Here is a 26,132-nt window from a genome sequence, read left to right on the forward strand (position 1 = left end):
GGATGCAGTCATTCGAACAAGAAATGAACACCGCCGCAGTCGGCATCGAGGGGTCCCCCCTGATCGGCGGGCAGCAGCCGGGAGAGCCCGGTGAATTCCGCCGCATATCGGTCGACGACAAGCGCGTCATCAACGGCCAGACCGACGTCAACCAGCTGGTGCCGTTCAAGTACAAGTGGGCTTGGGAGAAATACCTTTCGGCGTGCGCGAATCACTGGATGCCGCAGGAGATCCCGATGAGCCGGGACATCGGGTTGTGGAAAGACCCGAAGGCCTTGAGCGAGGACGAGCGCCGCCTGGTGAAGCGCAACCTCGGCTTCTTCGTCACGGCGGACTCGCTGGCGGCCAACAACATCGTACTGGGCACCTACCGCCACATCACGGCGCCGGAGTGCCGTCAGTACCTCCTGCGCCAAGCCTTCGAGGAAGCCATCCATACCCACGCCTATCAGTACATCGTCGAGAGTCTCGGCCTGGACGAAGGCGAGGTCTTCAACGCCTACCGCGAGATTCCCAGCATTCGGGCCAAGGACGAGTTCCTGATTCCGTTCATCGAGACCTTGACCGATCCGTCGTTTCGCACCGGCACGGCGGAAGCCGACCAGCGCCTCCTGCGCAGCCTGATCGTGTTCGCGTGCCTGATGGAGGGTCTGTTCTTCTACGTAGGATTCACGCAGATCCTGGCGCTCGGGCGGCAGAACAAGATGACGGGGGCCGCCGAGCAATACCAGTACATCCTGCGCGACGAGTCGATGCACTGCAACTTCGGCATCGATCTGATCAACCAGATCAAGCTGGAAAATCCGCACCTGTGGACCGCGGAGTTCCGCGACGAGGTGCAGGAGCTCGTGCGCACGGCGGTGAATCTCGAATATCGCTATGCGGAAGACACGATGCCGCGCGGCGTGCTTGGGCTGAATGCGCCGATGTTCAAGGAGTATTTGCGCTTCATAGCCAACCGGCGCTGCCAGCAAATCGGCATCGAGCCGTTGTTCCCGGGCAGCAACAACCCGTTCCCCTGGATGAGCGAAATGATCGATCTCAAGAAGGAGAAGAACTTCTTCGAGACGCGGGTCACCGAATATCAGACCGGCGGAGCGCTGTCTTGGGACTGAGCCTCGAGCGCATGCCGCGCCGGGCACGCAGACGGCTCGGCCCGGTGATCGAGGATTGCAGGGCCGAGGCCGACTATTCGCTTTGGCTGCTGTTCGAGGACGGGCTGGAAGGATGTGTGTACCTCGGCGACCTGGTGGAAATCGGGGACTTCAGTGCCTGGCGCGATGTCGATCGATTCCTCGAAGTAAGTGTCGATCCGGATACCGGCGTCGTGCAATGGGAGGATGGCATCCGGCTCGACCCAAGGGCGCTGTACAAGGATCTCGCAGCCAGGGTCCTTGCGGCGTTACATTAGCGTGGGCAACCCGTGTCTTCACAACCGGAGGCAAGCATGGCAGCAAGAAAGAAATCGGCAGCCAGGAAGTCGGTGAAGCGGTCGGTGCGCAAGACAGCCGCCCGAAAGCCCGCGAAGAGAGCGGCCAAACGCAGGTCGACCCGGGCAGCAGCCCAGAGCAGACGTTCGGGCGCGCGTAGGAGCGTGGCCGCGAGCAAGCGCCCGATGCGCAAGACAGCCGCAAAGAAGCGGACCGCGGCAAGGAAGCGACCGGTAGCGAAGAAGCGATCGGCCGCGAAGAAGCGGGCGGTTGCGACGAAGCGGACCACTGCAAGGAAGCGACCGGCGAAGAAGCGACCGGTAGCGAAGAAGCGGGCGGTTGCCAGGAAGCGGACCGCAGCGAAGAACACGCGCTCTGCTGCGAAACAGGTCAGGGTGGCGAAACCATCCGGCGCGGCAAAGAAAAAAGCCGCGGGCACGAAGCCCGCGGCTCGTAAGGCGGCTAAGAAGCCAGCAAAGACAATAGCCGCGAAGAAGACTGCACCATCTGTCGCCGCGCGCGAACCGTCTCCGATTGAAAACGCCGCAGCGACCGAAACCGAATCCCCAACCACACCTGCTGCACCGCCATCATCTCCGCGACCGATTTTGATCCCTGGAGCGTGGCCCTTTCCGCTGGGGAACCGATCTTAGGCAGGGACTTCGCCAGCAGATCGGTGACGAGACGAAGGATACCAGAAAAGCGGGCGGCCGGAGCCGTTTTTGGGGATTTTGCCGCAGCTCGACGCCGTCGATCGTCGTTTCACATCTCGGAATTATGGTTAACTGATTGATATAGAAAGATTTAAATTCCAGATGTAATTTCGTATTGTGAAAATAGCCTCAATTGCACATAACGGTATAGATTCCGCCATACGAAACATGGCTCCGTCGGCCGCTTAGGAGCACTTGACATCCGAGGAGAAATGAGCCCTTCGACCGCGCGGTCGCGGTAATCGGCGCCACCGACAATAGAGGACTCGAACAGGGCTTCGATCATGGAACGCAAACGCTTGAACTCCTCTTCCATCCGCGCGGTCGGCTACGATCCGAAGACGCAAGCCCTGGAAGTGGAATTCTCGAACGGATCGATCGTGCAATACGAGCCCGTTGCGGCCGAGGTGCACCGACGCTTCCTCGCTGCTCCATCGCCTACGAGTTACTTCCGCGATCAGATCGAGGAGTCGTACGCGACGCGGCGCATCCGCTAGGACAGCAAGCGCGTCAAGTGCCCGCACGCGCGCGGGCGCGAACGAGGTGGTCGGCGAACTCGGCGAAGCCGTTGCCGCCCCGGCCCTGCGTTACGTAGCGCGGCAGGGTTCGGATGCGCGCGAAGTCGCGCACATTGGCGACGCCCACGCTGCAATCGAAAAACCCGAACATCGGCTCGTCGTTCGGCGAGTCGCCGATGAATGCGTATTCCCCGCGCACCGCCCGCATCGAGGCACCGAGCTGACCGGTGAGAAACTGCAGGGTGGTGGAGAGCTTGTCGAAGCTTCCGAACCAGCCGTTGACATGGATCGAGCTCACCTTCACGGTCAGGCCTCGCTCCTGCATCAGCGTCACGATACGCTCGACGTCCGGCTGCGGCAGGCGCGGCACGTCCTCGCAAAAATCGATCGCCAGATCCGACTCGCGGTAATGCTGGTCCGATGCGATCCGCGCCCCGGGCACTGCGCGCACAATGTCGGCCGCGATAGCGCGAAGACGCACAGCCTGGCTGCGCCGCATCTCGGCAGGGCTGACGAAGTGACGCAACATCCGGCGCTCGGTGCGATCGTAGCGAAACCAGAACGCGCCGTTTTCGCCCACGATCCCGTGCACCGGCCACATGCGCGCGATGTGGTCGCACCATCCCGCGGGACGTCCGGTGATCGGTACGATCATCAGGCCAGAGGCCTCGATGCGTTCCATTGCCGCGTACGATTCGGCCGGTAGTCGGCCATCGGTCGTGAGCGTATCGTCGATGTCGGTCAATACGCCCTGCAGCTGCTGCAACGCCGAGGCCGGGCAATCGCGCAAGGCGCGCATCAGGATCCAGTCTCCTCGCCCGGCAGCGGCTGCGGCATACGCACGAAGCCAAGACGCGCCGGAATCTCGTCGGCCGGGATGGGAAGGAGCGCTACCGCGCGGCCGGCGTAGCGCAACCGGATGTCCCGGTCGTGTCCTTCCTGGATGCGATCGAGCGACTCGATGAGCTCGTCTTCGTCGAGCGCGCCGCCGGCGGTATCCGAGATCCAGGGCGCAAGCGACTCGACATCGCGATCGTCGACGACGCCCGCGCCGTGCTCGGTATGCAGAGTGACGATTCCCTCGCGGTCCATCCACGCGCTCGTTACCGCCCGCACCGGCCTGCCCGTGTGCGTGATCAGGCACTGCTCGGAGTCCATGCGCAGGACCCACGGCGCGTAGGCAAGTGCCGCGAAGACGCGTTGCGGCCCGTTCTGGAAGAACCAGCGCCCGTTGCAATCGCCGCCATAGTTCCGGTCGATGAACTCGATCAGCAGCCGATTGCCGATGCGCTCGTTGCGCAGCAGCCACTGCCCGCGCGTGTCGAGGGAAAGCCATCCGAACACGGCCGGTACATCGGGCCACTTGGCCATCGCGCGCCGGACGGCGTCATCCATGTCCTTCGATTCCGCAAAAGATGGCGCGCGATCGCCGTTGTCGTTGCGCGCACCCAGTCGAGGAGGCTGCTCGAGCTATTCCTCGTCGTCGTGAGCGCTCTTGTGGCCCGCGGTGATCTGCTGCTGCACCTGCGGCGGTACGGGATCGTAGTGACTGAGCTCGATCGAGTAAGAGCCCTGGCCGCCCGTTACGGACTTCAAGCGCCCCTGATAATTGTTCAACTCGGACAGGGGGACCTTGCCGGAGACGACGATCGTGCCGCCCGGAAGGCTGTCGGTTCCGCTCACCTGGCCGCGCTTGGCCGACAGGTCGCCCGCGATGTCGCCCATCGCCGCTTCGGGTGCGCTGATCTCGATGTTGACGATGGGCTCGAGGACGATCGGCCTGGCTTTCATCATGGCGTCGAGCAGCGCCCGCCTGCCCGCGGTGATGAACGCGATTTCCTTCGAATCCACGGGATGATGCTTGCCATCGTACACCGTCACCTTCAGATCCTGCACATGATAGCCGCCGAGGGGACCGGCAGTGAGCACCTGGTGGATGCCTTTCTCCACCGCGGGAATGAATTGGGTCGGGATCGTTCCCCCTTTGACTTCGTCGGCGAACTGAAAGCCCGTCCCGCGCGCCAGCGGCTCCACGCGCAGAAAAACTTCGCCGAACTGGCCGGCGCCACCGGTTTGCTTCTTGTGCCGGTGATGCCCTTCGGCCTTGGCCGTGATCGTCTCTCGATACGGTATGCGGGGCGGCTTGGTGTTGACTTCGAGGTGATACTGGCCGGCCATCTTCTCCAGAACCAGCCGCATATGCAGATCGCCCAGGCCGCGAATCACGGTTTCGTTGGTTGCCGCGCTGTGCTCCGCCTTGAAGCACGGATCCTCCGATGCGAGCTTGTGCAGCACTTCCGAGATGCGCTGCTCGTCACCGCGGCGCTTGGGTTCCACGGCCAACCCATGCATCGGCTGCGGAAACTCCATCGGCGTCATGTGAATGTGATCTTCGTCGTGCGAATCGTGCAGTACGCTGTCGAGCGTGATCTCCTCGACCTTCGCGACGGCCGCGATGTCGCCCGGGCCTGCCGATTCGACCTCGATATGGTCCTTGCCGCGCAGCATCAGCAGGTGCCCCACCTTGAAGGGCTTGCGCCCATCGCCGATGAAGAGCTGCGTGTCCTTCGACACCGTGCCCTGATAGACCCGGAAGATGCCAAGCTTGCCGACGAACGGGTCGATGACCACCTTGAACACGTGCGCCAGTACGTGCTTGCTCGGATCGGGGACTGCCTGAATGGGAACCGCGGACGCTCCCGCGCCCTTGTGGAACGGAGGCGGATTGCCTTCGGCCGGGTTGGGCATGAGCTTGACGACGATCTCCAGCAGCTCCGCGATGCCGGCGCCGTTGCGCGCCGAGGTGAAGCAGATCGGAATCAGATGGCCTTCCCGCAAGGCGGTTTCGAACGGCGCATGCAGTTCATCCGGGCTGACTTCGCCCTTGTCCAGATAAAGCGCCATCAATTCCTCGTCGACTTCCACCACCTGATCGATCAAAGCCTGATGCGCTGTCTCGACCGAGGAGAAGTCGGACTCGCCCGAAGGATTGAAGAAGCAATCGACCACGCGGCTGCCCCCGCCGGCAGGCAGGTTGATCGGAAGACATTCCTTGCCGAAGGTCTCCTGAATCTTCTGCACCAGGCCGGGCAGATCGACATTCTCGGCGTCGATCTTGTTGACCACGATCATCCGGCAAAGCTGACGCTGGGACGCCCATTGCATCATGCGTCGGGTAATCATCTCGATGCCGTTCTGGGCATTGATCACGATCACCGCAGTCTCGACGGCTTCGAGCGCGCCGATCGCATTGCCGACCAGGTCCGGCGCGCCCGGGGTGTCCAGCAAATGGATACGCCGCCCCTGCCATTCGAAGTGGACGACCGCGGATTGGATCGAGTGCTTGTGGGTTTTTTCCAGCGGATCGAAGTCGCACACCGTGGTGCCGCGTTCGACGCTTCCCGGTGTCGCTGTCAGGCCGGCTTTCGCCAGCAGGCTTTCGGTCAGCGTGGTCTTGCCGGACGCGCCATGACCGACCAAGGCTACGGTGCGGATGGCTTCGGTCGTGAACTTCGCCATGCTTTCCTCCTCCGGGTGCCTCGGTTCAGTATAGAGGCCGGGTTGGGGAGCCGCAAGCAAACGCCTGCTGCGCTCCGGGTCGAACCCGATTCGGTCCGACGTGCGTTTAATGACTCGAACAACAACGACGAGGAACTCGAAGCATGCGTGCCGGCGAGGACGGTGAGCGCGATGGCTGTGCCGGCGCGGTCTCGATGTTCCGCTTGCGCTCGGCGGTCGACTCGACAGTCGCAGGCGTGCATACTCCGCGCCCGATGAGAGACGCCGGGGAGGCGAGCGACGAAGCGCTCATGAGCGCCTATCGCGATGGCGATGGCCAGGCTTTCCAGGTGCTGTACGCGCGCCATCGCGGCGGCCTCTATCGTTTTCTGCTGCGACAATGCGGCGCGGCCGCGATCGCGGAGGAGCTGTTCCAGGATGTCTGGCTCAACCTGATTCGGGCTCGCCTGCGCTATGCACCGGCAGCGCGGTTCGCGACCTATCTTTACCGGATCGCGCACAACCGGCTGATCGATCACTACCGTCGCGCCGCCCATCGCCCAACGCTCGCCAGCGACGACGCGGACGACGATCCGGTTGCCAACCTCGCCGCCGATAGCCGGCAGCAGCCGGATATCCGCCTGCAGCGCAAGGCGCAGGTCGAACGGTTCATGGAACTGCTGGCGGGCTTGCCCGATGCGCAGCGGGAGGTTTTCGTCATGCACGAAGAGGCCGGCTTGAGCGTCGAGGAAATCGCGCGCGCAACCGGCGTGAACGCCGAAACCGCAAAGAGCCGACTGCGCTACGCACTGGCCAAGCTGCGGCGGGGCCTGCAGGAGTTGCTGTGAATACAGACGCCGATCGGGACGTGTCGAGGCTTTACCGGGCCGGCGCGAGCGAGGAGCCGCCGTCGTGGCTCGATTCAGCGATCCTGACCGCGGCAGAACGCGACCTCGTACAGCCCGCAAGGCGTGCGAGCCCGGGTTGGCGCTGGCGCTGGCAAGCGCCACTGGCCGTGGCCGCGGTGCTGACGCTTGCGGTGAGCCTTGCACTGGTCGTGGAAGGCGAGTTGGAGCAGACACCGGCCTCCTCGCCGCCGTTGCCTGCGCCGGTCGCGCCGTCGGCGTCCGCAAGCAGCGAGCGCTCCGATGCGCAGTCGTCGCAATCCCCGAACACTAGTGTCGGCCGCGATCGAGGCCTCGATGAGCATGAGCGATTGCCGGCGGCAAAGGCCGCTCCTCGCGCTCCTCAAAAGACCGAAGGCTTCAGGATGCAGCGCACCTTGCCGGAGGCCCTGGAGCGCGGCGCTCGCGAGGTCCTGGAAAAGGAGCGTGAGCGTGCGGATGCGCCAGCGCCGCCTCTCGCTTCGGCACCGAGCGTTTCCTCGTCCGCTCATCCGTTGCCGCTTCCGCGCGAGCAGCGCGCCGAACCGGCAGCCGAGCCCGGCATGGGCCCGCCTCCATCGGACGGCGGCACGGGGGCCAGCAAGCCCGCGCAATCCGACTCGCGGGCGAATCTCGGGGAACGCCGCATGCACTCGACGGCGCCGGCCGCCAAGCACGAGCACCCGCCGGTAGGCGATGAGCGCAGCAAGCTGCCCGCCGCGTCCCAGGCAGGCGCTTCGCCGACCGCGCCGCCACCGGCGCAAAGTCCGGCGCGCCAGCGAATCGAGCCCAGCGAAGCGCAACGCGATGCGCTCATGACGCCGGAACAGTGGCTGCGCGAGATCGAACAGTTGCGGCGCGATGGTCGCGAGGAACTTGCGCGCACGCGCCTGGATCAATTCCGCAAGCGCTTTCCCGACCATCCGCTTCCGGAATCCTGGAAATGAGCGACAGCGAGCAACCGCCGGCGGCGCGTGACCACGGGCCGCGAAAGTTGCAGCGTGGTGGCAACTGGAAATGAGCGACGGCGAGCATCCGCCGATAGCGCCGCGTGAGCCCGACCCCGAGGAATGCTGCGGTTCGGGCTGCGCGCTGTGCGTGTTCGATCGCTACCAGCAAGCGCTCGAGCGCTACCACGAGCAACTGCGCATGTGGCAAGCCGCCCATCCCGCCGACGCCGCCGAATGACATCGCGGCCGGCAACGACGCCAACGACGACCTCGTGTGAGATAGCTCTTGTTGCGTCGCAGCATGAAACGCTTGCCAGCGGCGCCGGTCATCTGGCACACTGCCAGTCCGCTTCATGAAGCTCGCCTCTATGGGTAGAGGTATCTCCGAGCTAGACCTGCCAGATGTAGGGCCTCCTCGGCCCACGACATAGCAGCACGGGGGAACTTGCAGGTCGATGCGACCTGCCGAGACGAACGATGCCGCGCCCCCGCGCGCTGGCTAGATAGAGGCGTTAGAGATGACTGATCGGTTGAGCAGCACTCGCGGTTCGTTTTCTGCAATCGATGCCAGGCGGGCTCTGACTGGATTGCGGACAACCCTGGTTGCCGTCGCCGGTATCGCGACGCTGGTGTCGCTGCCAGGATGGCTGCGCGATCTCGAGGCAGCCCCGGTACGAGGCCCGATTCAACAGGCCTCTGCCTCCCCGCTCGCTGCCGCGCGGCCGACGACAGCCATCCAGGTCCTGCCGCAAAAGGACGCCATCCGGCATCGGGCATTGGCGGACTTCCTGGCAAAGCGCTATCGCGTATCGCGCGACTCGCTGGAGCGTTTCGTCCGCCTGGCCTACGCGGCTGGCCACTCCACCCAGATCGACCCGCTGCTGATCCTGGCCGTCATGGCGGTCGAATCCAGCTTCAACCCGATCGCCGAAAGCGTCATGGGCGCCAAGGGCTTGATGCAGATCATGCCCGAATACCATCAGGACAAGCTGCGTTCGCCCCACGGCGGCCAAGCGAACGTGCTCGATCCGGAGATCAACATCGTCGCCGGTGCCAAGGTGCTGCGCCAGTACGCAACCCAGACCGACGATGACCTTGCGGCTGCATTACGGCTGTACGGCGGGGTCGGTGCCGATCCGCAGAATCCCTATCCGAACCGGGTCCTCTCGGAGCGCCAGCGCCTGGAGCAGATCGTGCGTAAGGTCCAGGATCGCCGGGCGGTCCAGACCGATCGGTCCGCAGGCAAGGTCTGACGCACTGCCGCCCGTTCTGGTTACGTGTGCATATCCCGATTGCCAGGCCGGCACGACGGCTTCCCATTCCCGCCTCATGTTGCCGCCTGACATTCCCGCTTCCTCCGCGTAGCGGCTTCGTCCAACATTCTCTTTTGCCGGGAGGTGCCGCATGGCAGACGATATCTGGTCGAAGGACATGCTGGAGTTCATGCAGAAGATGTGGAACCCGCTCGGCTTCCCCTTGCCGGGGATGGTCGCTCCGACCATCAACGTCGAGGAGATCGAGCGCAAGCTCACCGAGCTGCGCAGCGTCGAGAACTGGCTGAAGATGAATCTTGGCCTGCTGCAGATGACGATCAAGACGCTGGAGATGCAGAAGTCGGCGCTCGAAACTCTGTCTGCGGCCGGCGCAGCCAAGCCGGACGAGGGGACGAGGTAGGCAGACGCCGACGCTGGGACCTTCGGCGTCGCGGAGACGCCCCAGCGCGAACAGCCGAGCGCGAATTCGAAGTCGGCGCGTGCGCATCAGCGCACCCGCAATATTCGTGTAGTGCAACCTCGGAAGTTGGGCTAGCGGGCGTCGTGCTGTGCTTCGAATCCCGGCGACGCTGCCTCGACGCCGTCGCCGAAGGACTCCTTCAGTGCTTCCATCGCCTGCAGCAGCGCAGCCAATACTCCCGGCTCCCAGGCGGAATGGCCCGCATCGGGCACCACGACGTAACGCGCCTGCGGCCAGCTGCGCGCGAGCGAATCCGCGGTCGCAATCGGGCATACGGCATCGTAGCGGCCCTGGACGATCCAGCAGGGCAGATGGCGGATGCGCTCCACACCGGCCAGCAAGGCGCCGGGCGGCATGAAGATGTCGTTCACGAAATAGTGGGCTTCGATGCGCGCCAGGCTCAACGCAGTGGGCGTGACCGACACCTGGCGCATTCCCTCGCCGTTCGGCCGCAAAGTCGAGCAGGACCCTTCGTAGGTGCTCCAGGCCCGCGCGGCGGGCCCGTGGACCTGCGGGTCCGGGTGCACCAGGCGGCGATAGTAGGCCTGCAACACGTCGCCCCGCTCGGATTCGGACAAATCCCGGACGAACGCCCGCCACGCTTCCGGGAAGAACCGGCGCAGGCCGTACAGGAACCAGTCGATCTCGTCCCGGCTGCCGAGAAAGATGCCACGCAGGACGAAAGCCAGGCAACGGCTGCGATGCGCGGCGCCATAAGCCAGTGCGAGCGTGCTGCCCCACGAGCCGCCGAAGACCACCCATCGCTCAATCCCCAGCTGCACACGTAGCCGTTCCATGTCGGCAACGAGCAATTGCGTAGTGTTGTCGGCGATCTCGCCATGGGGCAGCGAACGACCGGCACCGCGCTGGTCGAAGACGATGATGCGATAGAAGCGCGGGTCGAAGAAACGCCGATGGTCGGCGGTGCTGCCGGCGCCCGGTCCGCCGTGGAGAAATACGACGGGAACGCCGCTCGCATTGCCGCATTCTTCCCAATACATCCGATGCCGAGCATCGAGCTCGAGCATGCCGCTCGCACGGGGCTCGAGAAAGGGAAACAAGTCGGTGACCGCAGCTGATTGGACCGGCATGGGCGTCGCGATGAAGCGCTTGGAATGTTAGCATGGAGGCACGATGACTCTGCCCTTGTTCACCGCATCGTTCGCATGTTGGCGGGCGGCGCATGACTTGATCGCCGAGGTGCCGGCGCGCAAGCCCGCGCTCGATGCGATCGTCAAGCTGAGCATCAAGACCATTCCCAACGCCCGCACCGCGGAGACCCTGGGCGCGGAACGCGAAGGCACCGGCGTCGTCATCGGCCGCGACGGGCTCATCGTCACCATCGGCTACCTGGTGCTGGAGTCGGATTCGATCCTGGTGCTCGCGCCCGACGGACGGGTGTTTCCGGCAGCGGTGATCGGCTTCGATCATGCCACCGGGTTCGGACTGTTGCGGGCAAGCGCGGGCATCGCCTCCCGGCCGATCGCTTTCGGCGATTCCGATTCGGTATGCGAGTTCGACCAGGTCATGGCGGCTACGCATGCCGCCGCTGGCGGTCTGAGTGCTGCTTACGTGGTGTCGCGGCGCCGTTTCACCGGCTATTGGGAATACATGATCGAAGGCGCGCTGTTCACCGCGCCACCGCGGTTCGACCATAGCGGCGCCGCCTTGCTCGATCGGGACGGACGCCTCATCGGCATCGGCTCGCTCTGGGTCGGCGACGCGCTGAACACCGGGGTGGCGTTTCCGGGCAATATGTTCGTGCCGATCGATCTGCTCAAGCCCGTGCTCGACGAGCTCGTCACCCATGGCCGGCGGCGCGAGCCCGCGCGCCCCTGGCTCGGTGTCTACACCGAAGAAGTGGAGAACCACGTCGTGGTGACCCGAGTGCTTCCCGGCACGCCGGCCGCGGACGCCGGCATGCGCCGAGGCGACGTGATTCTCGGCGTGGCGGGGCAGTCGATCGGCGGGCAGGGCGAGTTCTATCAACGGCTGTGGGCGAGCGGCCCCGCCGGAGAGGATGTCGTTCTGCACATTCTTCGCTCCAAGACCGTGCAGCAGGTCAAGGTCCGCTCGGTGGACCGAATCGCCTACTTGCGTGTGCGTTCGACCTCGTCCTGAGTGCGTACGGAGCTGATGAGCGACGCCGATCGCCTGCGCCAGTCCGCGCTCGACTATCACCGCCTGCCGGTCGCTGGAAAGATCGCCGTGACCCCGACCAAGGGGCTGGTGAACCAGCGCGACCTCGCGCTTGCCTATACCCCCGGGGTCGCGGTCGCATGCGAAGCGATCCAGAACGATCCGGCCCAGGCACGCGACCTGACCGCGCGCGGCAATCTCGTGGCCGTGATCACGAACGGGACTGCGGTACTGGGGCTGGGTGCGATCGGCCCCCTCGCCGCCAAGCCGGTGATGGAAGGCAAGGCGGTGCTGTTCAAGAAATTCGCCGGCATCGACGTGTTCGACATCGAGATCGACGAGCGCGACCCGGATCGCCTGGTCGACATCATTAGCGCGCTGGAGCCGACCTTCGGCGGCATCAACCTCGAAGACATCAAGTCGCCCGAATGCTTCATCGTCGAGAGGAGGCTGCGCGATCGCATGCGTATCCCGGTATTCCACGACGATCAGCACGGCACGGCCATCATCGTCGGCGCAGCCGTGCAAAACGGGTTGCGCGTGGTGGGTAAGAACATCGCCGAGGTGACGCTGGTGGTATCGGGTGCCGGCGCCGCGGCGCTCGCTTGCCTCGACCTGCTCGTGAGCATGGGTGTCAGCCGGGAGCGGATCTGGGTCACCGACATCGCCGGCGTCGTCTACCAAGGGCGTGCGGTCGAAATGGATCCCTTCAAGGCACGCTATGCGCGCGCGACCGACGCGCGCTCGCTCGCGGAAGTGATCGCAGGGGCCGACATATTTCTCGGCTTGTCCGCGGGCGGGGTGCTCAAGCCCGAGCTGCTGGCGAAAATGGCGCCGCGACCGCTGGTGCTGGCGCTGGCCAATCCGGATCCGGAGATCATGCCCGATCTCGCCCGTTCGGTGCGCCCGGATGCCGTGATTGCCACCGGCCGTTCCGACTTTCCGAACCAGGTTAACAACGTGCTGTGCTTCCCGTTTGTGTTCCGCGGCGCGCTGGATGCGGGCGCGACCCGCATCACGCGCGAGATGGAGCTGGCGGCGGTGCATGCGCTGGCCGCGCTGGCGCACGCGGAGCAATCGGAGATCGTCGCCATGGCCTACGGCGGCCAGGAGGATCGGTTCGGGCCCGACTATCTCATCCCGCGCCCGTTCGATCCGCGCCTGATCGCAACCATCGCCCCCGCGGTCGCCGAGGCGGCCATGGCGAGCGGCGTTGCCACCCGGCCGATCGACGATATGGCGGCGTATCGCGAGCGGCTGATGCAATTCGTATGGCAATCGGGGCTCATCATGCGGCCGGTATTCGTCGCCGCGAAGCAGGCGCCGAAGCGAGTCGTCTACTGCGAGGGCGAGGACGAGCGGGTGCTGCGCGCCGCGCAAGAAGTGCTGAACGAGGGCCTCGCGCACCTGACCCTCATTGGCCGGCCCGAAGTGGTCGGGGCGCGCATCGACCGCCTCGGATTACGCATCCGCCCGGGGATCGACTTCGAGCTCGTGAACCCGGACAGCGACAACCGCTTTCGCGAATACTGGTCGGCTTATTACGAGATCATGCAGCGCAAGGGCGTTTCGCAGGATCAGGCGAAGCTCGACATGCGCCGCCGTGCCACGCTGATCGGCGCCATGCTGCTGCGTCAGGGCGAGGTCGAGGCGATGATGTGCGGCACGGTCGGGTCGTACCAACGGCATCTGCGCGTCGTAGCCGATGTCATCGGCCGACACGACGGCGTGCGCTCGTTCGCCGCCATGAACTTGCTGCTCCTGCCCATGCGCACGGTCTTCATCTGCGACACGTACGTGAATATCGATCCGAGCGCGGAGCAGATCGCGGAGATGACGGTGCTGGCGGCGGAGGAGGTGCGCCGTTTCGGCTTGATGCCGAAGGTCGCGCTGCTCTCCCATTCGAGCTTCGGTAGCTCCGAAGCCGCGTCGGCCATGAAAATGCGCGCGGCCTTGCAGATCCTGTGGCGAACCGAGCCCGAGCTGGAGGTCGACGGCGAGATGCACGGCGATGCCGCGCTGGATGCGGTGTTGCGCGCGCGCGTGTTTCCGAACGCGCGCTTGAAGGGCGAAGCGAACCTGCTCGTCATGCCCACGCTCGATGCCGCCAATATCGCCTACAACCTGCTGCGTGTCGCAACCGGCGACGGCATTACGGTCGGTCCGATCCTGCTCGGCTCCGCGTTGCCGGCGCATATCCTGACGCCGTCCGCCACGGTTCGGCGCATCGTCAACATGACGGCGCTAAGCGTAGTGGAGGCCGGCGCGGCGCGGCTTCACCCTGGCGTTTGAAAGCCAGGGCTACAATCGCCCGCATGACTGCCTTCGATGGGGCCGGCGTCGGTGCCGCCCCTGCTGCTGCGGAATCGCCGGTCAACGTACCAATCGAACCGGATGCCCTCGCCGAACGCCTGGCGCGGGCGCATGTCATCGTGCAAGCGTTCGAGCACGACCTGTGGCATCAGCAGCGGATTCCTCCCGGGCAGAAGGTGAAGCATGCCGCCGTCCTGATGCCCCTTGTCCAGCGCAGCGCCGGCACGCAGGTGCTCTTCACCCAGCGTACCAGCCATCTGCACGATCATGCCGGCCAGATCAGCTTTCCGGGCGGCCGGGTCGAGCCCGAAGACCGCAATCGCGAAGACACGGCGCTGCGCGAGACCGAGGAGGAAATCGGATTGCCGCGCGCCGCCATCCGAGTGCTGGGCGCGCTGCCCGACCACGAGATGCAATCGGGCTTTTGCATCACTCCAGTCGTCGGCTGGATTCGCCCACCCTATCGGACCGAGCCCGATCGGTTCGAGGTGCAGGACATTTTCGAGGCGCCACTGGCGCACTTTCTGTCGCCGGGGCATTACCAGCGCCGCCGCTATGTCGTGGAAGGGCTCGACCGGCGCTATCTCGCGATTCCTTATGGCGGGCGTTACATCTGGGGCGCCACTGCCGCGATCCTTTACAGCTTCTATCAGCTGCTGCGCGCAAGCTGAACGAGTCCGGTGCCCGCGAAGCGCTTAAACCGATCCTGCGATTGGCCGTTATACCGAGGTGGCGGGCGAGAAGCCCGGGCACACGGAGACGGCAGGCATGATCGATCGCAAGCACAAGCACGTGGGCAGCACGGTTGCCCGAAAGCGGCGCAGCAAATCCGAGCGCTGGCTGGGCGCAGAGATCGAATTGATGATTCACGAGCGCGAGCGGCTGCTGCACGCGGCAGGCGCGGCAGCCAGCCTGTTCACTGCGCTCGACATTCGCGATCTGCCGGCCGGGGCGCGTCGATCGTTGTGCCAGCTCGCCGCCACGCTTGCCTCGCTGTCCGACGAGACGCTCTCGGACGCCTTCGAGCACGTCCTGGGCGGAGAGCTCCGGTCGCGGCTGCCGGCGCACTCCTAGCCCGTTCGCGTCCGCCGCGGATGTGCCGTTGGATATGAGCGACGGTCCGCGTCCACGATTGGCAATCGTCCTCACCGGCGGCGGCGCTCGAGCCGCGTACCAGGTGGGCGTGCTGCGCGCGATCGCCGACCTGATGCCGAAAGATGCCGGCAACCCGTTCCCGATCGTATGCGGTACATCGGCCGGTGCCATCAACGCCGTGGCGATAGCCGCCGATGCCGCCAATTACCGCCGCGCCGCATTGCGCCTGCAGGCGGTGTGGAAGAACTTTCATGCCGAGCAGGTCTACCGAGCCGATCCGTCCGGGGTGCTGAGGAACAGCGGCAAATGGCTGTTGGCCGCGGTCACCGGGGGCCTGCGGCATGAACCCGTGTCGCTCCTGGACAATTCTCCGCTGCGCGAGCTGCTGGCTGAACGCGTCGACTTCGGGGCGATTGGACGCTGTATCGATGCGGGCGGGCTGTACGCGCTCGGCATCACGTGCTCGGGCTATTCGTCGGGCCAGTCGGTGTGCTTCTTTCAGGGCGCCAAAGGCATCGAGCCCTGGCGGCGCGCGCGCCGCGTCGGCGTCGCGATGCCCATCGGCATCGACCATCTGCTCGCCTCGTCGGCGCTTCCGTTCATCTTTCCGGCCATGCACATCAACCGGGAATACTTCGGCGACGGTTCGATGCGACAGATCGCACCGGTGAGCCCGGCATTGCACTTGGGCGCGGATCGCGTGTTGGTGGTGTCGGTCGGCAGGCAGCTCGCGCCGGACCGGGCGCCGGACCGACCGCGCGAAAAATCGCCCGGCTACCCGACCCTTGCGCAGATTGCCGGCCACGCGCTCGACAGCATCTTCCTCGACAGCATGGAAGTCGACTTGGAACGGCTGCAACGCATCAACCGCACGCTCAGCATGATTCCCGCGGAGGTCCTGCAGCGCAATGGCAGCGCCCTGCGCCACGTCGACTTCATGGTGATCTCGCCGTCGGAGGAGCTCGACAAGATCGCGTTGCGCCACGCGGCCGCGCTGCCGCGCACCGTACGGCTGTTGTTCCGCAGCGTCGGCGCCATGCAGCGCGGGGGTGCGACGTTGTTGTCGTACGTGCTGTTCGAGCGCGCCTTCTGCCGCGAGCTGATCGCCTTGGGCTACAAGGACGCCATGGCGCGCCAGGACAACCTGCGCGGATTTCTCGGTTACGCCACGCAGTGGTACTGCGAGCTGCGAAACAGCGCGGCCTGAACGCCGGCGCGTGCAATGGCGCGCGATCCATGACATCGGCATGATATCGGCTACGCGCGAACTGCGCGGTCCGCCGATCGGGGCGCCATGTTCGTGGTCTGCACGCCGTCCGTCGACTATCGCGGCTAACGCGATCTCGCGTCCGATAGATGCCCCGCATGCCGCGAGGCGCGATGCCACAGCCGATTCGCGCTCTTCGCCTGCCGCTCGGAAGCATCGCGTCAGCGCGTCTTGTCGAGCGCGTCTTTGACAGGCTGCGCACATGATGTTAGCTTGGCCGCGAACCAGCTACGGTAAATCGCCATGAGCCGTGCCTTCGTCAAGGAAGCCGACGACAATCTGCCGTCCGACGAGCTGCCCGAGCGTCCGCAGAGCCCGCACGCGAACTACGTGACGCCTCCCGGACTCGCGCAATTGCACGCACGCGTGCACGCGCTACAGGAAGAGCGCGATCGGCTGGCGGCGCAGGACGATCCCATGGCGCGCACCCGCCTGCTCGAAGTCAAGCGCGATCTGCGTTATTTCCAGGGGCGAGTGGAGCGGGCCATCGTGGTGGACCCGGCCGGTCAACCGAAGGAAGAAGTTCGCTTCGGCGCCGAAGTCGAGATCGAAAACGAGACCGGGGCGCGCACGACTTATCGAATCGTGGGCGAAGACGAGGCGGACGTGAACGCCGGACGGATCAGCTGGGCATCGCCGCTGGGGACGGCCTTGATCGGGTTGCGCGTCGGCGACTCGTTTGCGTGGAAGCGGGCCGGAACGCCGCAAGACGTGTCCGTGATCGACATCCGTTACGTGTAATGGGCCGTGACATTTCTCGCTCTGGCCGCGGCGCTGCTGCTTGAGCAGGCACGCGCGCTTTCACCGACCCATCCGGTCTACACTCAGTTTCACCGCTTTCTGCTCTTCATCGAGCGCCGTCTCGACGCCGGCAGCTACCGGCAAGGCATTCTCGCCTGGGCGCTCGCCACGCTGCCTGTCGTTCTCGTAGTGGCCGCGATCGCGCTGTGGCTGCATCGCACGGTGCCGCTGCTCGGGCTGCTGTTCGATATAGGCGTGCTCTATCTCACCATGGGTTTTCGCGTCTTCAGCCGCTCGTACCGCGAGACCCACGATGCCTTGCGCGCGGGCGACCTCCTCCAGGCGCGGGCGAGCATCGGCCGCTGGCGCGGTGGTCCGACCGAAGAGCTTTCGGCGAACGAAGTGGCGCGGCTTGCCATCGAACGCGGGCTGGCCTGCGCGCACCGGCACGTCTTCGGCGTGATCGCCTGGTTCGCCGTGTTCGGCGCCGCCGGCGCCGTGTTCTACCGCCTGGCTGCGCTGGTTCGCGACCGCTGGGGCGCGCGCAGCGACACGGAGCTCGACCGCTTCGGTCGTTTCAGCCGGGAAGTATTCCATTGGTGCAACTGGATCCCGGCGCGGTTTACCGCGATCGCGTTTGCAGTAACGGGCGATTTCGAGGACGCGCTGTACTGCTGGCGCACGCAGGCGAACGCATGGCCCGAGCGCTCCGAAGGTATCGTGCTCGCCGCCGGTGCGGGCGCGATCGGTGTGCGCCTGGGCTCGGTGGTCGGAACGCCCGCGCCATTGGAAGGGCGCCCCGCGCCATTGGAAGGGCGCCCCGCGCCATTGGAGGTGCGCCCGGAACTGGGCACCGGCGAGGATGCCGACGCCGAGCTCATGACCAGCGCCGTGGGTCTCATCTGGCGCGCACTGGTGCTATGGCTCGTCGTCATCGCGCTGGTGACGGTGGCGAGCTGGTTCGGCTCGGCCGGCGCCTGAGCGAGCGCCGAGCGGCGGCTCGAGCGAGTTCAGTATCCGCTCGTAGGAGCGCATCCGCTCGGGTGCGATTTCCCCCTGACGCACGGCCTCGTGCAGGGCGCAGCCCGGTTCGTCGGCATGGCGGCAATCGTTGAAGCGACACTGCCCAGCCAGAGGGCGGAACTCGATGAAGCACGCGGCCAGCTCGGCCGGCGCAATGTGCTGCAGGCCGAATTGGTGCATGCCGGGTGAATCGATCAGCGTTGTGTCCGCGCCCAGCCGGTAGAGCCGGGCATGGGTCGTGGTATGGCGTCCTGCCTCGGAGCGCGACATTTCGCCCGTGCGAGCGCCCGCGAAGGGCAGTAATGCATTCACGATGGTCGACTTGCCGACCCCGGATTGGCCGATCAAAAGGCTTGCTTGCGCCTGCAGTGCCGACGTGAGCGGCTCGACGGCCGCGTGCGCGCACAGCTCGCGGATCGGGTAGCCCAGCGCGCCATAGCGTGCGAGCAGCATGCGTTGCAGCGCGCGTTGCGGATCGAGATCGATCTTGTTCTGCAGCAGCAGCGCCTTGACGCCGGCATGTTCGATCGCGGCCAGACAGCGGTCGATGAATTCCGCGTTGGGGCGCGGCGTGTTGGCCAGCACGACGACCGCCTGGCTGACGTTGGCTGCGATCGCTTTTTCGCGTTTGCGATCGGAGCGGTAGATGAGCGAGCTGCGCGCATGCACGGCCTCGATCATCCCTTCGCTGGAACCGGTGCGCGCGATTCGTACCCGATCGCCGCAGACGATCGTTCCGAGCCGGCTGCGGGCGAAACACGAGACCACGTCACCAGCCTGCGTCTCGACCAGGAGGCGCTGACCGTGGCTGGCGACGATCTGAGCGTCCACGTCGGAGACAGCGGTCGCTGCAGCTGTAGACATCTACCGGTGCACGTGCCGCGGGCGAGAGACGCCACGATACAAGCATCGCGGATTGTGCCCTCGAGCCTGCGTGGCGTCTCTTCCCTCACTTGCAGTGCGCGCATCGGCATGCAGGCCGATGCCGCTCGCTCGGCGCGGACCATGGTCCGCGAATTCCCGGGCTCGCCCCCCGGCCCCTCTCCCGGCGGGAGAGGGGAGCGTCGTGTGCCCGCCTGGCGGGCAGGATCCTAGGTAGGGCGAGCTGTCGGCCACTTGGCGCAAGCTTGCTACAGGCGAAGCAGCGCGTCCACCTTGGCGGCGCAGATGAAGTCGTTCTCCGACAAGCCGTCGATTGCATGCGTGCAATAGTCGATGCGGCAACTGTTGTAGCCGACATGCAGATCCGGGTGGTGATCTTCGCGGTGAGAAATCCAGGCGGTGGCGTTGACGAACGCCATGGTGTGCCAGTAATCCGGGAAGCGGAAAGTCTTCGTGATCACCCCGTCGCGCTGCGCCCAACCGTCGAGCTCAAGCAGCAACCGCTCGATCTCCGCGAGCGAAAGTGGCGTATCCCCGCGCTGGCAAGGCTTGCACTTCTTCGCGCTCAGTTGCGTCGCTGTTGCGCTCATCGCGATTCTCCGCTTGCAGCCTCAGGTAGCCGGTGCGGCTGCTTCCAGGCGCGCGATGCGAGCGGCCGCGGGGGGGTGCGAATCGTAGAAGACCGAATGCAAGGGATCGGGTGTCAAGGTCGAGGCGTTGTCCTTGTACAGCTTGATCAGCGCCTGCTTGAGCTCGCCCGCCGAGGCGTTTTGCGCGGCATACCGGTCGGCCTCGAACTCGTGCCGGCGCGAATAGAACCCAGCCACGGGCTGCAGCAGGAACGTGAACACCGGCAGCACCAGGAAGAACAGAAGCAGCGCCATGGCCGTGGAGGGGGATTGTACGCCGAGCGCACGATAGAACCAGTCGTGGCTCATGAGACTGCCGAGCAGCCAGAACAATCCCAGGCTGGCGGCGAACATCCATGCGATCCGCTTCAGCACGTGCTTGTGCTTGAAATGTCCGAGCTCGTGCGCAAGCACGGCCTCGATTTCCGCGTGCTCGAGGCGCTCGAGCAGGGTATCGAAGAACACGATGCGCTTGGAGCGGCCGAAGCCGGTGAAATAGGCGTTGCCGTGGCTGCTGCGGCGTGACCCGTCCATCACGAACAAACCCTGCGCACGGAAGCCGCAGCGGGCCAGCAGCCGCTCGATGCGCACCTTCAAAGCTTCGTCCTGCATGGGCGAGAAGCGATTGAAAAAGGGCGCGATGAACGTGGGATAGATGGCGAGCACGAGCAGGTTGAAAGCGCTCCACGCGGCCCAGGCATAGAGCCACCAGAGGCTGCCCGCCACGTCCATGAGCCACAGGATGAGCGTCACCAGCGGCAAACCGAGCAGCGCCGCAACCAGCGCCCCTTTGACAAGGTCGATCAGGAACAGCTTCAGCGTCATCTTGTTGAAGCCGAAGCGCTCCTCGATGCGGAAGGTACGATAAAGCGAAAACGGGATCTCGATCAGGCTCAATACAATCGCCACCAAAGCAATCAACGCGATACCTTGTCCGAGCCCGGGCGCGAGCAGGTCGGAAACCACCTGGTGCGCGAAGTTCAAGCTCCCGCCGAAAGTCAGCGCGAGCAGAACGACCGCGTCCAGCAGCGTGCCGAGCATGCCGAAGCGGGTCTTGACCGCCGTGTAGTCGGCCGCTTTTCGATGCGCTTCGAGCGGGATGGCGCCGGCGAATGCGCTCGGCACGCGGTCGCGGTGCGCGCACACGTAGCGCACGTGCCGGTATGCCAGATACAACCGCACCGCGGTGGCGAGCAGCAATGCGGCCAGGAACAGGGCCGTGAATGGATGCATGGAATCTTCGGAAGCTGCTGAACTTGTGCCACAATAAAGCCGGCTCAAGCGCGGGATCATTATGGCACAGGACGCCGCCAACCTCATCTGGATCGACATGGAAATGAGCGGGCTCGACCCCGACCGGGACAAAGTGCTGGAGGTCGCGATCGTGGTCACGAACGCTAATCTCGAAGTCGTGGCCGAAGCTCCGGTTCTGGTCGTACATCAGCCGGACAGCGTCCTGGGCGCGATGGATTCCTGGAACACGAGCACGCATGCCCGTACCGGACTGACCGAACGGGTGCGCGCTGGCACGACGACCGAGGCGCAGGCCGAGCAGCGCATGCTGGAATTCGTTTCCGAGCTCGTGCCGCCGTCCACCTCGCCGATGTGCGGCAACTCGGTCCACCAGGACCGGCGCTTTCTCGCTCGCTACATGCCGCGCCTGGAGGCGTACTTCCTCTATCGCAATCTCGACGTGAGCACGCTGAAGGAGCTTGCCCGGCGCTGGCGTCCGGCGCTGCTCGACGGGCTGGTGAAGGCGGGAAAACACGAAGCGCTCGCCGACATCCACGAGTCGATCGGCGAGTTGAAATACTATCGCGAGCACTTTCTGCGTCTGTAGACGGTCATGCCGGCAGGCGCTGCAAGCGGTGCAACCCGCCCGCGCCAACAACGTGGCTGGCGAATCGTCGGTGGGCGATGCCGGCCCAACCCGACTTCCGAACCGGCAGCGCGCGCCGATACAACAAGCGGGAGCGACAAAAAGCGTGAGCGCAATCATCCCGGCTGCGGTCGGATGGGTTAAGGATCGAGCATGACCAAAGGCACCGCATACACGCTGCAAGTACAGCCACGCATTCCTGCGCGGCTGAAGCGGTTGAACGAGCTGGCGAACAATCTCTGGTATTCGTGGGACCGGCCCACGCGCGGACTCTTCGGCCTGCTGCACCCGGGGTTGTGGAACGCCGTGGCCCACAATCCAAGAGCGTTCCTGCAGCGCGTGGACGAACGCCGCCTGCTGGAAGTGGCGGAGGACCCGGTTTTTCTCGGCACCTTCAACAAGGTCCTCTCCGCCTACGACACCTACCATACCGAGCCGTTGCGCCGCGACGGCTCCGAGTGGCTCCGAAGCACCGACCTGGTCGCGTACTTCTGCGCCGAATTCGGCTTCCATGAAAGCTTTCCGATCTACTCCGGCGGCCTGGGCATTCTTGCCGGCGATCACTGCAAGAGCGCGAGCGACATGCGCCTGCCGTTCGTCGGCGTCGGGCTGCTCTACCGGCAAGGCTACTTCTCGCAGATCATCGACGCCGAAGGCAATCAGCACGCGAGCTATCGGGACAGCGAGTTCGAGGCGATGCCGATCGAGCCCTCGCTGGACGCGGCCGGCAATGAGATTCGCGTCGCCGTCGAGTTCCCCGGGCGCACGGTCATGGCGAAGGCCTGGCACGCGCGCATCGGGCACGTGACGCTGCACCTGCTCGATACCGACATCGAGCCCAACGCCGAACACGACCGCGACATCACCCACCAGCTCTACGGCGGCGATCGCACCACCCGGATCGAACAGGAGATCGTGCTCGGTGTCGGCGGGGTGCGCCTGCTCGCTACGCTGGGGCTCAAGCCGACCGTATGGCACATCAACGAGGGTCACGCCGCATTCCTGGTGCTCGAGCGCATGCGCGCGCTGGTGCAGCAGGGGCTGGACTTTCACGCGGCGCTCGAGACGGTGGCGGCGAACACGGTGTTCACCACGCACACCCCGGTGCCGGCCGGCCACGATCATTTCAATCCCGACACGATGTGGCAGTACTTCGAGCGCCACGCGCTCGATCTCGGCATCGACCGGGAAGCGCTGCTGGCGCTGGGGCGCGCCCCCGATTCAGGCGATTTCAACTTGACGGCGCTCGCCATCCGCGGCTCGCGTTTCCAGAACGGCGTCTCGCGCATTCACGGCAATGTGTCGGCATCGATCTGCGCCGGAATGTGGCCGCAGATCGAGCCGGAGGAAAACCCGCTCACTTACATCACCAACGGCGTGCACGTGCCGACTTTTCTCGCGCAGGAGTGGCACGAGGTGTTCGAGCGCTACCTCGGCTTCGGCTGGGCGCATCGGCTGGGCAACAGCGAATTCTGGCAGGGGATCTATCGCATCCCGGATCAGCTGTTCTGGAGCGTGCGCCAGTCGCTCAAGTCGCAGATGCTGCACCTGGTGCGCCACCGGATGGCGCAGCAGCACTTCCGCAACGATGGCTCGGAAGCGCACCTGGACCGCCTGCTGAAGCTGGCCGATCCGCTCAATCCGAACGTGCTCACGATCGGTTTCGCGCGTCGCTTCGCGACCTACAAGCGCGCGGGGCTGCTGTTCGACAACCTCGAGTGGCTGCGCGAGATCGTATCCGACGCGAAGCGGCCCATCCTGTTCATCTTCGCCGGCAAGGCGCATCCGGCCGATGCGCCGGGACAGGATCTCATCCGTGAGGTGCATCGCATGTCGCGCCTGCCGGAGTTCGAAGGACGCTTGCTGCTGGTCGAGGACTACGACATGCGACTCGCGCGGCGCCTGGTTTGCGGCTGCGATGTCTGGCTCAACAACCCGACCTATCCCATGGAGGCCTCCGGCACCTCGGGCATGAAGGCGGCGATCAACGGCGGCATCAATCTCTCGGTGCTCGACGGCTGGTGGGGGGAAGCGTACGACGGCAACAACGGCTGGGCGATCAAGCCGGCGGCGGCGCAGCTGGACGATGCGCGCCGTGCCCACGAGGAGGCGGTCACGCTGTACGAGCTGTTGCAGGATCATGTGGCACCGCTCTACTACGAGCGCGGCGAGCTGGGTTATTCGCCCGGCTGGGTGCGCATGGCGAAGCATTCCATCGTGAGCCTGCTGCCCCGGTTCAATGCCAGCCGCATGCTGACCGAGTATGTGCGCAAGACCTATCTGCCGGCATCGCAACAGGGACGCCGCTACGGCGAGAACAACCACGAGGCGGCATGCCTGGTCGCCCACTGGAAGAGCAAGGTGCAGCAGGCCTGGCCCGGCGTGACTTTGCGCCGCATGGACGCGCCGAGCGCGCATATCGCCTTCGGCGACAGCCTGACCATCGAGGTGGCGGTAAGGCTCAATGGGCTCACGCACGGCGACGTCGTGGTGGAGCTCATCATGGGCCGCCCGATCGGCGAACCGCGCACCCACCAGGCGGCCCGTTACGAGCTCGAATGGGAAGGCAGGAAGAACGAGCTCGGCGAAGACCTGTTTTCGCTCGAGCTCTCACCCGAGCTTTGCGGCAAGCTCGAATACCGCATTCGGGCCTATCCGTGCCATGAGCTGCTCACCCATCCGTTCGAGACCGGGTTGATGATCTGGCTCTGAGCTCGGGCGCCGGGGACGGATATGCGGCGGCGGTCCGCATCGTCTTGTATAGCGCAATGTAGCGCCGGGCGCTCGCGGCCCAGCCAAAATCACGCGCCATGGCGTTGCGCTGCAAGCGCTGCCATATCTCGGGTCGACGCCATGCGGCGACTGCCCGCCGCACCGCCGCCACGAGCGCTTGCCGGCTCGCCGCTTCGAACACGAAGCCGGTGGCCGCGCCCGATTCGAGCGAGCGCGGCGTGCAATCCACCACCGAATCGGCCAACCCACCGGTGCGGCGCACGACCGGCAGCGTTCCGTAGCGCTGGCTGTACATCTGGTTGAGCCCGCACGGCTCGAAGCGCGACGGCATGAGAAAGATGTCCGCGCCCGCTTCGATCAGGTGCGACAGCGGTTCGTCGAATCCGCGGATGACAGCAACCTTGCCGGGGTTGCGCGCGGCCATGGCCGCCAAGGCCTGCTCGATCGGCGCATCGCCGGTGCCGAGCACGATCAATTGCGCCGGCAGGGCAGCCAAGGCATCGGCGGCCTGCACCACCAGATCGATGCCCTTCTGCGCAACCAAGCGGCTGACTACGCCGAGCAGCGGCTGCTCGGGCCGCGGCTGCAAGCCGAAGCGGCTGCGCAGGGCCCGGGTGTTTTCCGACTTGCGGGCGAGGCTTGCGGCGTCGTAAGTTGCGCTCAAGCACGGGTCGGTCGCCGGATTCCAGGTATCGAGGTCGACACCGTTGAGTATTCCCTCCAGCTCGCCCGTGCGAGCGGCGAGCAGCCCGTGCAGGCCGAAGCCGAGCGGCTCGGACTGTATCTCGCGCGCATAGGTGGGGCTCACCGTACTGATGCGCCGCGCGTAGTAGAGGCCCGCCTTGAGAAACGAAACCTTGCCGTGGAACTCCAGGCCGTTGATGTCCAGGCTCTGCGCAGGCAATCCCAGGCTGGGCAGTACGTCGGGCGGGAAAATACCTTGGTAGGCGAGATTGTGAATGGTGACGAGGCTGGGTATGTCGGTGTTGCCCGACCAGTGCAGGTATGCGGGCGCGAGCGCGGTCTGCCAGTCGTTGCAGTGGACGAGATCGCAGCGCCAGTCGCAGGGACTGTGCGCAGAAGCCAGCCAGGCGGCGACGTGGGACAGCAGGCCGAAGCGCAACGCATTGTCGGGCCAGTCGAGGCCCTGCGGGTTCAGATACGGGCCGCCTTCGCGCTCGTATAACTGGGGGCAGGCGAGGATCAGCAGCGGCACGCCGTTGGGATGCTCTGCCGCCAACAGGCGCGCCGGCGGAAAACCGGCGCTGGGCGGTACCGGTGCCACTGCATGCGCGCTTACGGCGCCGAGAACCTCGCGGTATCCCGGCAGCAGCACATGCACATCGACCCCGAGGCGGCGCAACGCCGCGGGCAACGCAGCCGCGACATCGCCCAGACCACCGGTCTTGGTGAGCGGCGCGCACTCCGAGGCGGCAAACAGGACGCGCAACGATGCCGTCACGTAGCGCCGCGCGCTTATTCGAGCTCGATGCGGCCGTCGAACTGCACTTCCAGCCCGAGCGCCGGAATGCGCAGTGTCATGGTGGCCGGGAACGATTCGGTCCCCTGAATTTTCGCTTCCGCGCGGGCGTGCGCAACCGCCTGTTCGATCTCGTGCTGCGACTTCACGCCCACGGTCTTGAGGAATTTTCGGATGCTCATGTTGAAAGCGTCTTCGTTCATGCAATGACCTCGTGTGTCTTA

General features: G+C 65.3%; 27 protein-coding genes. 18 read left to right on the forward strand and 9 right to left on the reverse strand.

Annotated features, from left to right (window positions below; all coding sequences use genetic code 11):
- Positions 1-2 precede the first annotated feature (2 nt).
- The 4 genes from GEV05_04065 (at position 3) to GEV05_04080 (ending at position 2,640) form a co-directional block, all read left to right on the forward strand.
- A complete protein-coding gene (locus GEV05_04065) occupies positions 3-1,115 on the forward strand; it encodes a ribonucleotide-diphosphate reductase subunit beta (GenBank protein MPZ42574.1) in 1,113 nt (370 codons plus the stop codon).
- Positions 1,106-1,411 (forward strand): DUF2442 domain-containing protein, encoded by a 306-nt coding sequence (locus GEV05_04070; GenBank protein MPZ42575.1) that lies wholly within the window; start codon positions 1,106-1,108, stop codon positions 1,409-1,411. The genes GEV05_04065 and GEV05_04070 overlap by 10 nt, the downstream gene beginning before the upstream one ends.
- Before the next feature lie 36 nt (positions 1,412-1,447).
- On the forward strand, positions 1,448-2,083 hold the full coding sequence (locus GEV05_04075) for a histone (protein ID MPZ42576.1): 636 nt from the start codon (positions 1,448-1,450) through the stop codon (positions 2,081-2,083).
- A 344-nt stretch (positions 2,084-2,427) separates the two neighbouring features.
- Complete coding sequence (locus GEV05_04080) at positions 2,428-2,640, forward strand: KTSC domain-containing protein (protein MPZ42577.1); 213 nt, start codon at positions 2,428-2,430, stop codon at positions 2,638-2,640.
- A 13-nt stretch (positions 2,641-2,653) separates the two neighbouring features.
- Here GEV05_04080 and GEV05_04085 read toward each other — a convergent pair whose 3' ends face one another.
- The 3 genes from GEV05_04085 to GEV05_04095 form a co-directional block, all read right to left on the reverse strand.
- A complete protein-coding gene (locus GEV05_04085) occupies positions 2,654-3,460 on the reverse strand; it encodes an HAD-IIB family hydrolase (GenBank protein MPZ42578.1) in 807 nt (268 codons plus the stop codon).
- Positions 3,460-4,056: a DUF2946 family protein gene (locus GEV05_04090; protein ID MPZ42579.1), complete on the reverse strand. Its 597-nt coding sequence runs from the start codon at positions 4,054-4,056 to the stop codon at positions 3,460-3,462. The genes GEV05_04085 and GEV05_04090 overlap by 1 nt, the downstream gene beginning before the upstream one ends.
- A gap of 75 nt (positions 4,057-4,131) precedes the next feature.
- Positions 4,132-6,180 (reverse strand): elongation factor G, encoded by a 2,049-nt coding sequence (locus GEV05_04095; GenBank protein ID MPZ42580.1) that lies wholly within the window; start codon positions 6,178-6,180, stop codon positions 4,132-4,134.
- Positions 6,181-6,434: 254 nt separating this feature from the next.
- On the opposite strand from GEV05_04095, the gene GEV05_04100 reads away from it, so the two are divergent.
- From GEV05_04100 to GEV05_04120, 5 genes are all read left to right on the forward strand, one after another.
- Positions 6,435-7,007, forward strand: a complete 573-nt coding sequence (locus GEV05_04100) for an RNA polymerase sigma factor (GenBank protein MPZ42581.1) — start codon at positions 6,435-6,437, stop codon at positions 7,005-7,007.
- On the forward strand, positions 7,004-7,990 hold the full coding sequence (locus tag GEV05_04105) for a hypothetical protein (GenBank protein ID MPZ42582.1): 987 nt from the start codon (positions 7,004-7,006) through the stop codon (positions 7,988-7,990). The genes GEV05_04100 and GEV05_04105 overlap by 4 nt, the downstream gene beginning before the upstream one ends.
- A gap of 70 nt (positions 7,991-8,060) precedes the next feature.
- Positions 8,061-8,231 (forward strand): oxidoreductase-like protein, encoded by a 171-nt coding sequence (locus GEV05_04110; GenBank protein ID MPZ42583.1) that lies wholly within the window; start codon positions 8,061-8,063, stop codon positions 8,229-8,231.
- A gap of 280 nt (positions 8,232-8,511) precedes the next feature.
- Positions 8,512-9,246, forward strand: a complete 735-nt coding sequence (locus tag GEV05_04115; GenBank protein ID MPZ42584.1) for a transglycosylase SLT domain-containing protein — start codon at positions 8,512-8,514, stop codon at positions 9,244-9,246.
- Positions 9,247-9,397: 151 nt separating this feature from the next.
- On the forward strand, positions 9,398-9,667 hold the full coding sequence (locus tag GEV05_04120) for a hypothetical protein (GenBank protein ID MPZ42585.1): 270 nt from the start codon (positions 9,398-9,400) through the stop codon (positions 9,665-9,667).
- Between the two features lie 131 nt (positions 9,668-9,798).
- Here GEV05_04120 and pip read toward each other — a convergent pair whose 3' ends face one another.
- Entirely contained in the window at positions 9,799-10,818 is a 1,020-nt protein-coding gene (pip, locus tag GEV05_04125) for a prolyl aminopeptidase (GenBank protein ID MPZ42586.1), read from the reverse strand.
- Positions 10,819-10,861: 43 nt separating this feature from the next.
- Here pip and GEV05_04130 point away from each other — a divergent pair, with 43 nt between their 5' ends.
- The 7 genes from GEV05_04130 (at position 10,862) to GEV05_04160 (ending at position 18,263) form a co-directional block, all read left to right on the forward strand.
- Positions 10,862-11,848 carry a PDZ domain-containing protein gene (locus tag GEV05_04130; GenBank protein ID MPZ42587.1) on the forward strand — a complete coding sequence of 329 codons (987 nt, stop codon included), beginning with the start codon at positions 10,862-10,864 and terminating at the stop codon, positions 11,846-11,848.
- 15 nt (positions 11,849-11,863) lie between these two features.
- The gene (locus tag GEV05_04135) at positions 11,864-14,158 is read left to right on the forward strand and encodes an NADP-dependent malic enzyme (protein ID MPZ42588.1); all 2,295 of its coding nucleotides are present in this window, start codon (positions 11,864-11,866) and stop codon (positions 14,156-14,158) included.
- A 23-nt stretch (positions 14,159-14,181) separates the two neighbouring features.
- Complete coding sequence (locus GEV05_04140; protein MPZ42589.1) at positions 14,182-14,850, forward strand: CoA pyrophosphatase; 669 nt, start codon at positions 14,182-14,184, stop codon at positions 14,848-14,850.
- A 97-nt stretch (positions 14,851-14,947) separates the two neighbouring features.
- A complete protein-coding gene (locus GEV05_04145) occupies positions 14,948-15,253 on the forward strand; it encodes a hypothetical protein (protein ID MPZ42590.1) in 306 nt (101 codons plus the stop codon).
- 34 nt (positions 15,254-15,287) lie between these two features.
- Positions 15,288-16,481 (forward strand): patatin-like phospholipase family protein, encoded by a 1,194-nt coding sequence (locus GEV05_04150; protein ID MPZ42591.1) that lies wholly within the window; start codon positions 15,288-15,290, stop codon positions 16,479-16,481.
- Positions 16,482-16,784: 303 nt separating this feature from the next.
- Positions 16,785-17,282, forward strand: a complete 498-nt coding sequence (locus GEV05_04155; protein ID MPZ42592.1) for a transcription elongation factor GreAB — start codon at positions 16,785-16,787, stop codon at positions 17,280-17,282.
- Positions 17,283-17,288: 6 nt separating this feature from the next.
- On the forward strand, positions 17,289-18,263 hold the full coding sequence (locus GEV05_04160; GenBank protein MPZ42593.1) for a CobD/CbiB family protein: 975 nt from the start codon (positions 17,289-17,291) through the stop codon (positions 18,261-18,263).
- Here GEV05_04160 and rsgA read toward each other — a convergent pair.
- The 3 genes from rsgA to GEV05_04175 all read right to left on the reverse strand — a co-directional run bounded on the left by rsgA (position 18,201) and on the right by GEV05_04175 (position 21,049).
- Complete coding sequence (gene rsgA, locus GEV05_04165; protein MPZ42594.1) at positions 18,201-19,169, reverse strand: ribosome small subunit-dependent GTPase A; 969 nt, start codon at positions 19,167-19,169, stop codon at positions 18,201-18,203. The two genes, GEV05_04160 and rsgA, sit on opposite strands and share 63 nt — an antisense overlap.
- A gap of 266 nt (positions 19,170-19,435) precedes the next feature.
- A complete protein-coding gene (locus GEV05_04170) occupies positions 19,436-19,777 on the reverse strand; it encodes a 4a-hydroxytetrahydrobiopterin dehydratase (protein ID MPZ42595.1) in 342 nt (113 codons plus the stop codon).
- Between the two features lie 21 nt (positions 19,778-19,798).
- On the reverse strand, positions 19,799-21,049 hold the full coding sequence (locus tag GEV05_04175) for a M48 family metalloprotease (GenBank protein MPZ42596.1): 1,251 nt from the start codon (positions 21,047-21,049) through the stop codon (positions 19,799-19,801).
- 61 nt (positions 21,050-21,110) lie between these two features.
- Here GEV05_04175 and GEV05_04180 point away from each other — a divergent pair, with 61 nt between their 5' ends.
- Entirely contained in the window at positions 21,111-21,656 is a 546-nt protein-coding gene (locus GEV05_04180; GenBank protein MPZ42597.1) for an oligoribonuclease, read from the forward strand.
- A 192-nt stretch (positions 21,657-21,848) separates the two neighbouring features.
- On the forward strand, positions 21,849-24,407 hold the full coding sequence (gene glgP / locus GEV05_04185; GenBank protein MPZ42598.1) for an alpha-glucan family phosphorylase: 2,559 nt from the start codon (positions 21,849-21,851) through the stop codon (positions 24,405-24,407).
- Here glgP and glgA read toward each other — a convergent pair.
- Both glgA and GEV05_04195 read right to left on the reverse strand, forming a co-directional pair.
- Positions 24,367-25,908, reverse strand: a complete 1,542-nt coding sequence (gene glgA / locus GEV05_04190; protein MPZ42599.1) for a glycogen synthase GlgA — start codon at positions 25,906-25,908, stop codon at positions 24,367-24,369. The two genes, glgP and glgA, sit on opposite strands and share 41 nt — an antisense overlap.
- A complete protein-coding gene (locus tag GEV05_04195) occupies positions 25,905-26,111 on the reverse strand; it encodes a hypothetical protein (protein ID MPZ42600.1) in 207 nt (68 codons plus the stop codon). Before GEV05_04195 ends, glgA begins: the two co-directional genes overlap by 4 nt.
- Between the last annotated feature and the right edge of the window lie 21 nt (positions 26,112-26,132).

It is taken from the genome of Betaproteobacteria bacterium (genome assembly GCA_009377585.1).
In the GTDB taxonomy this organism is placed as follows: Bacteria; Pseudomonadota; Gammaproteobacteria; order Burkholderiales; family WYBJ01; genus WYBJ01.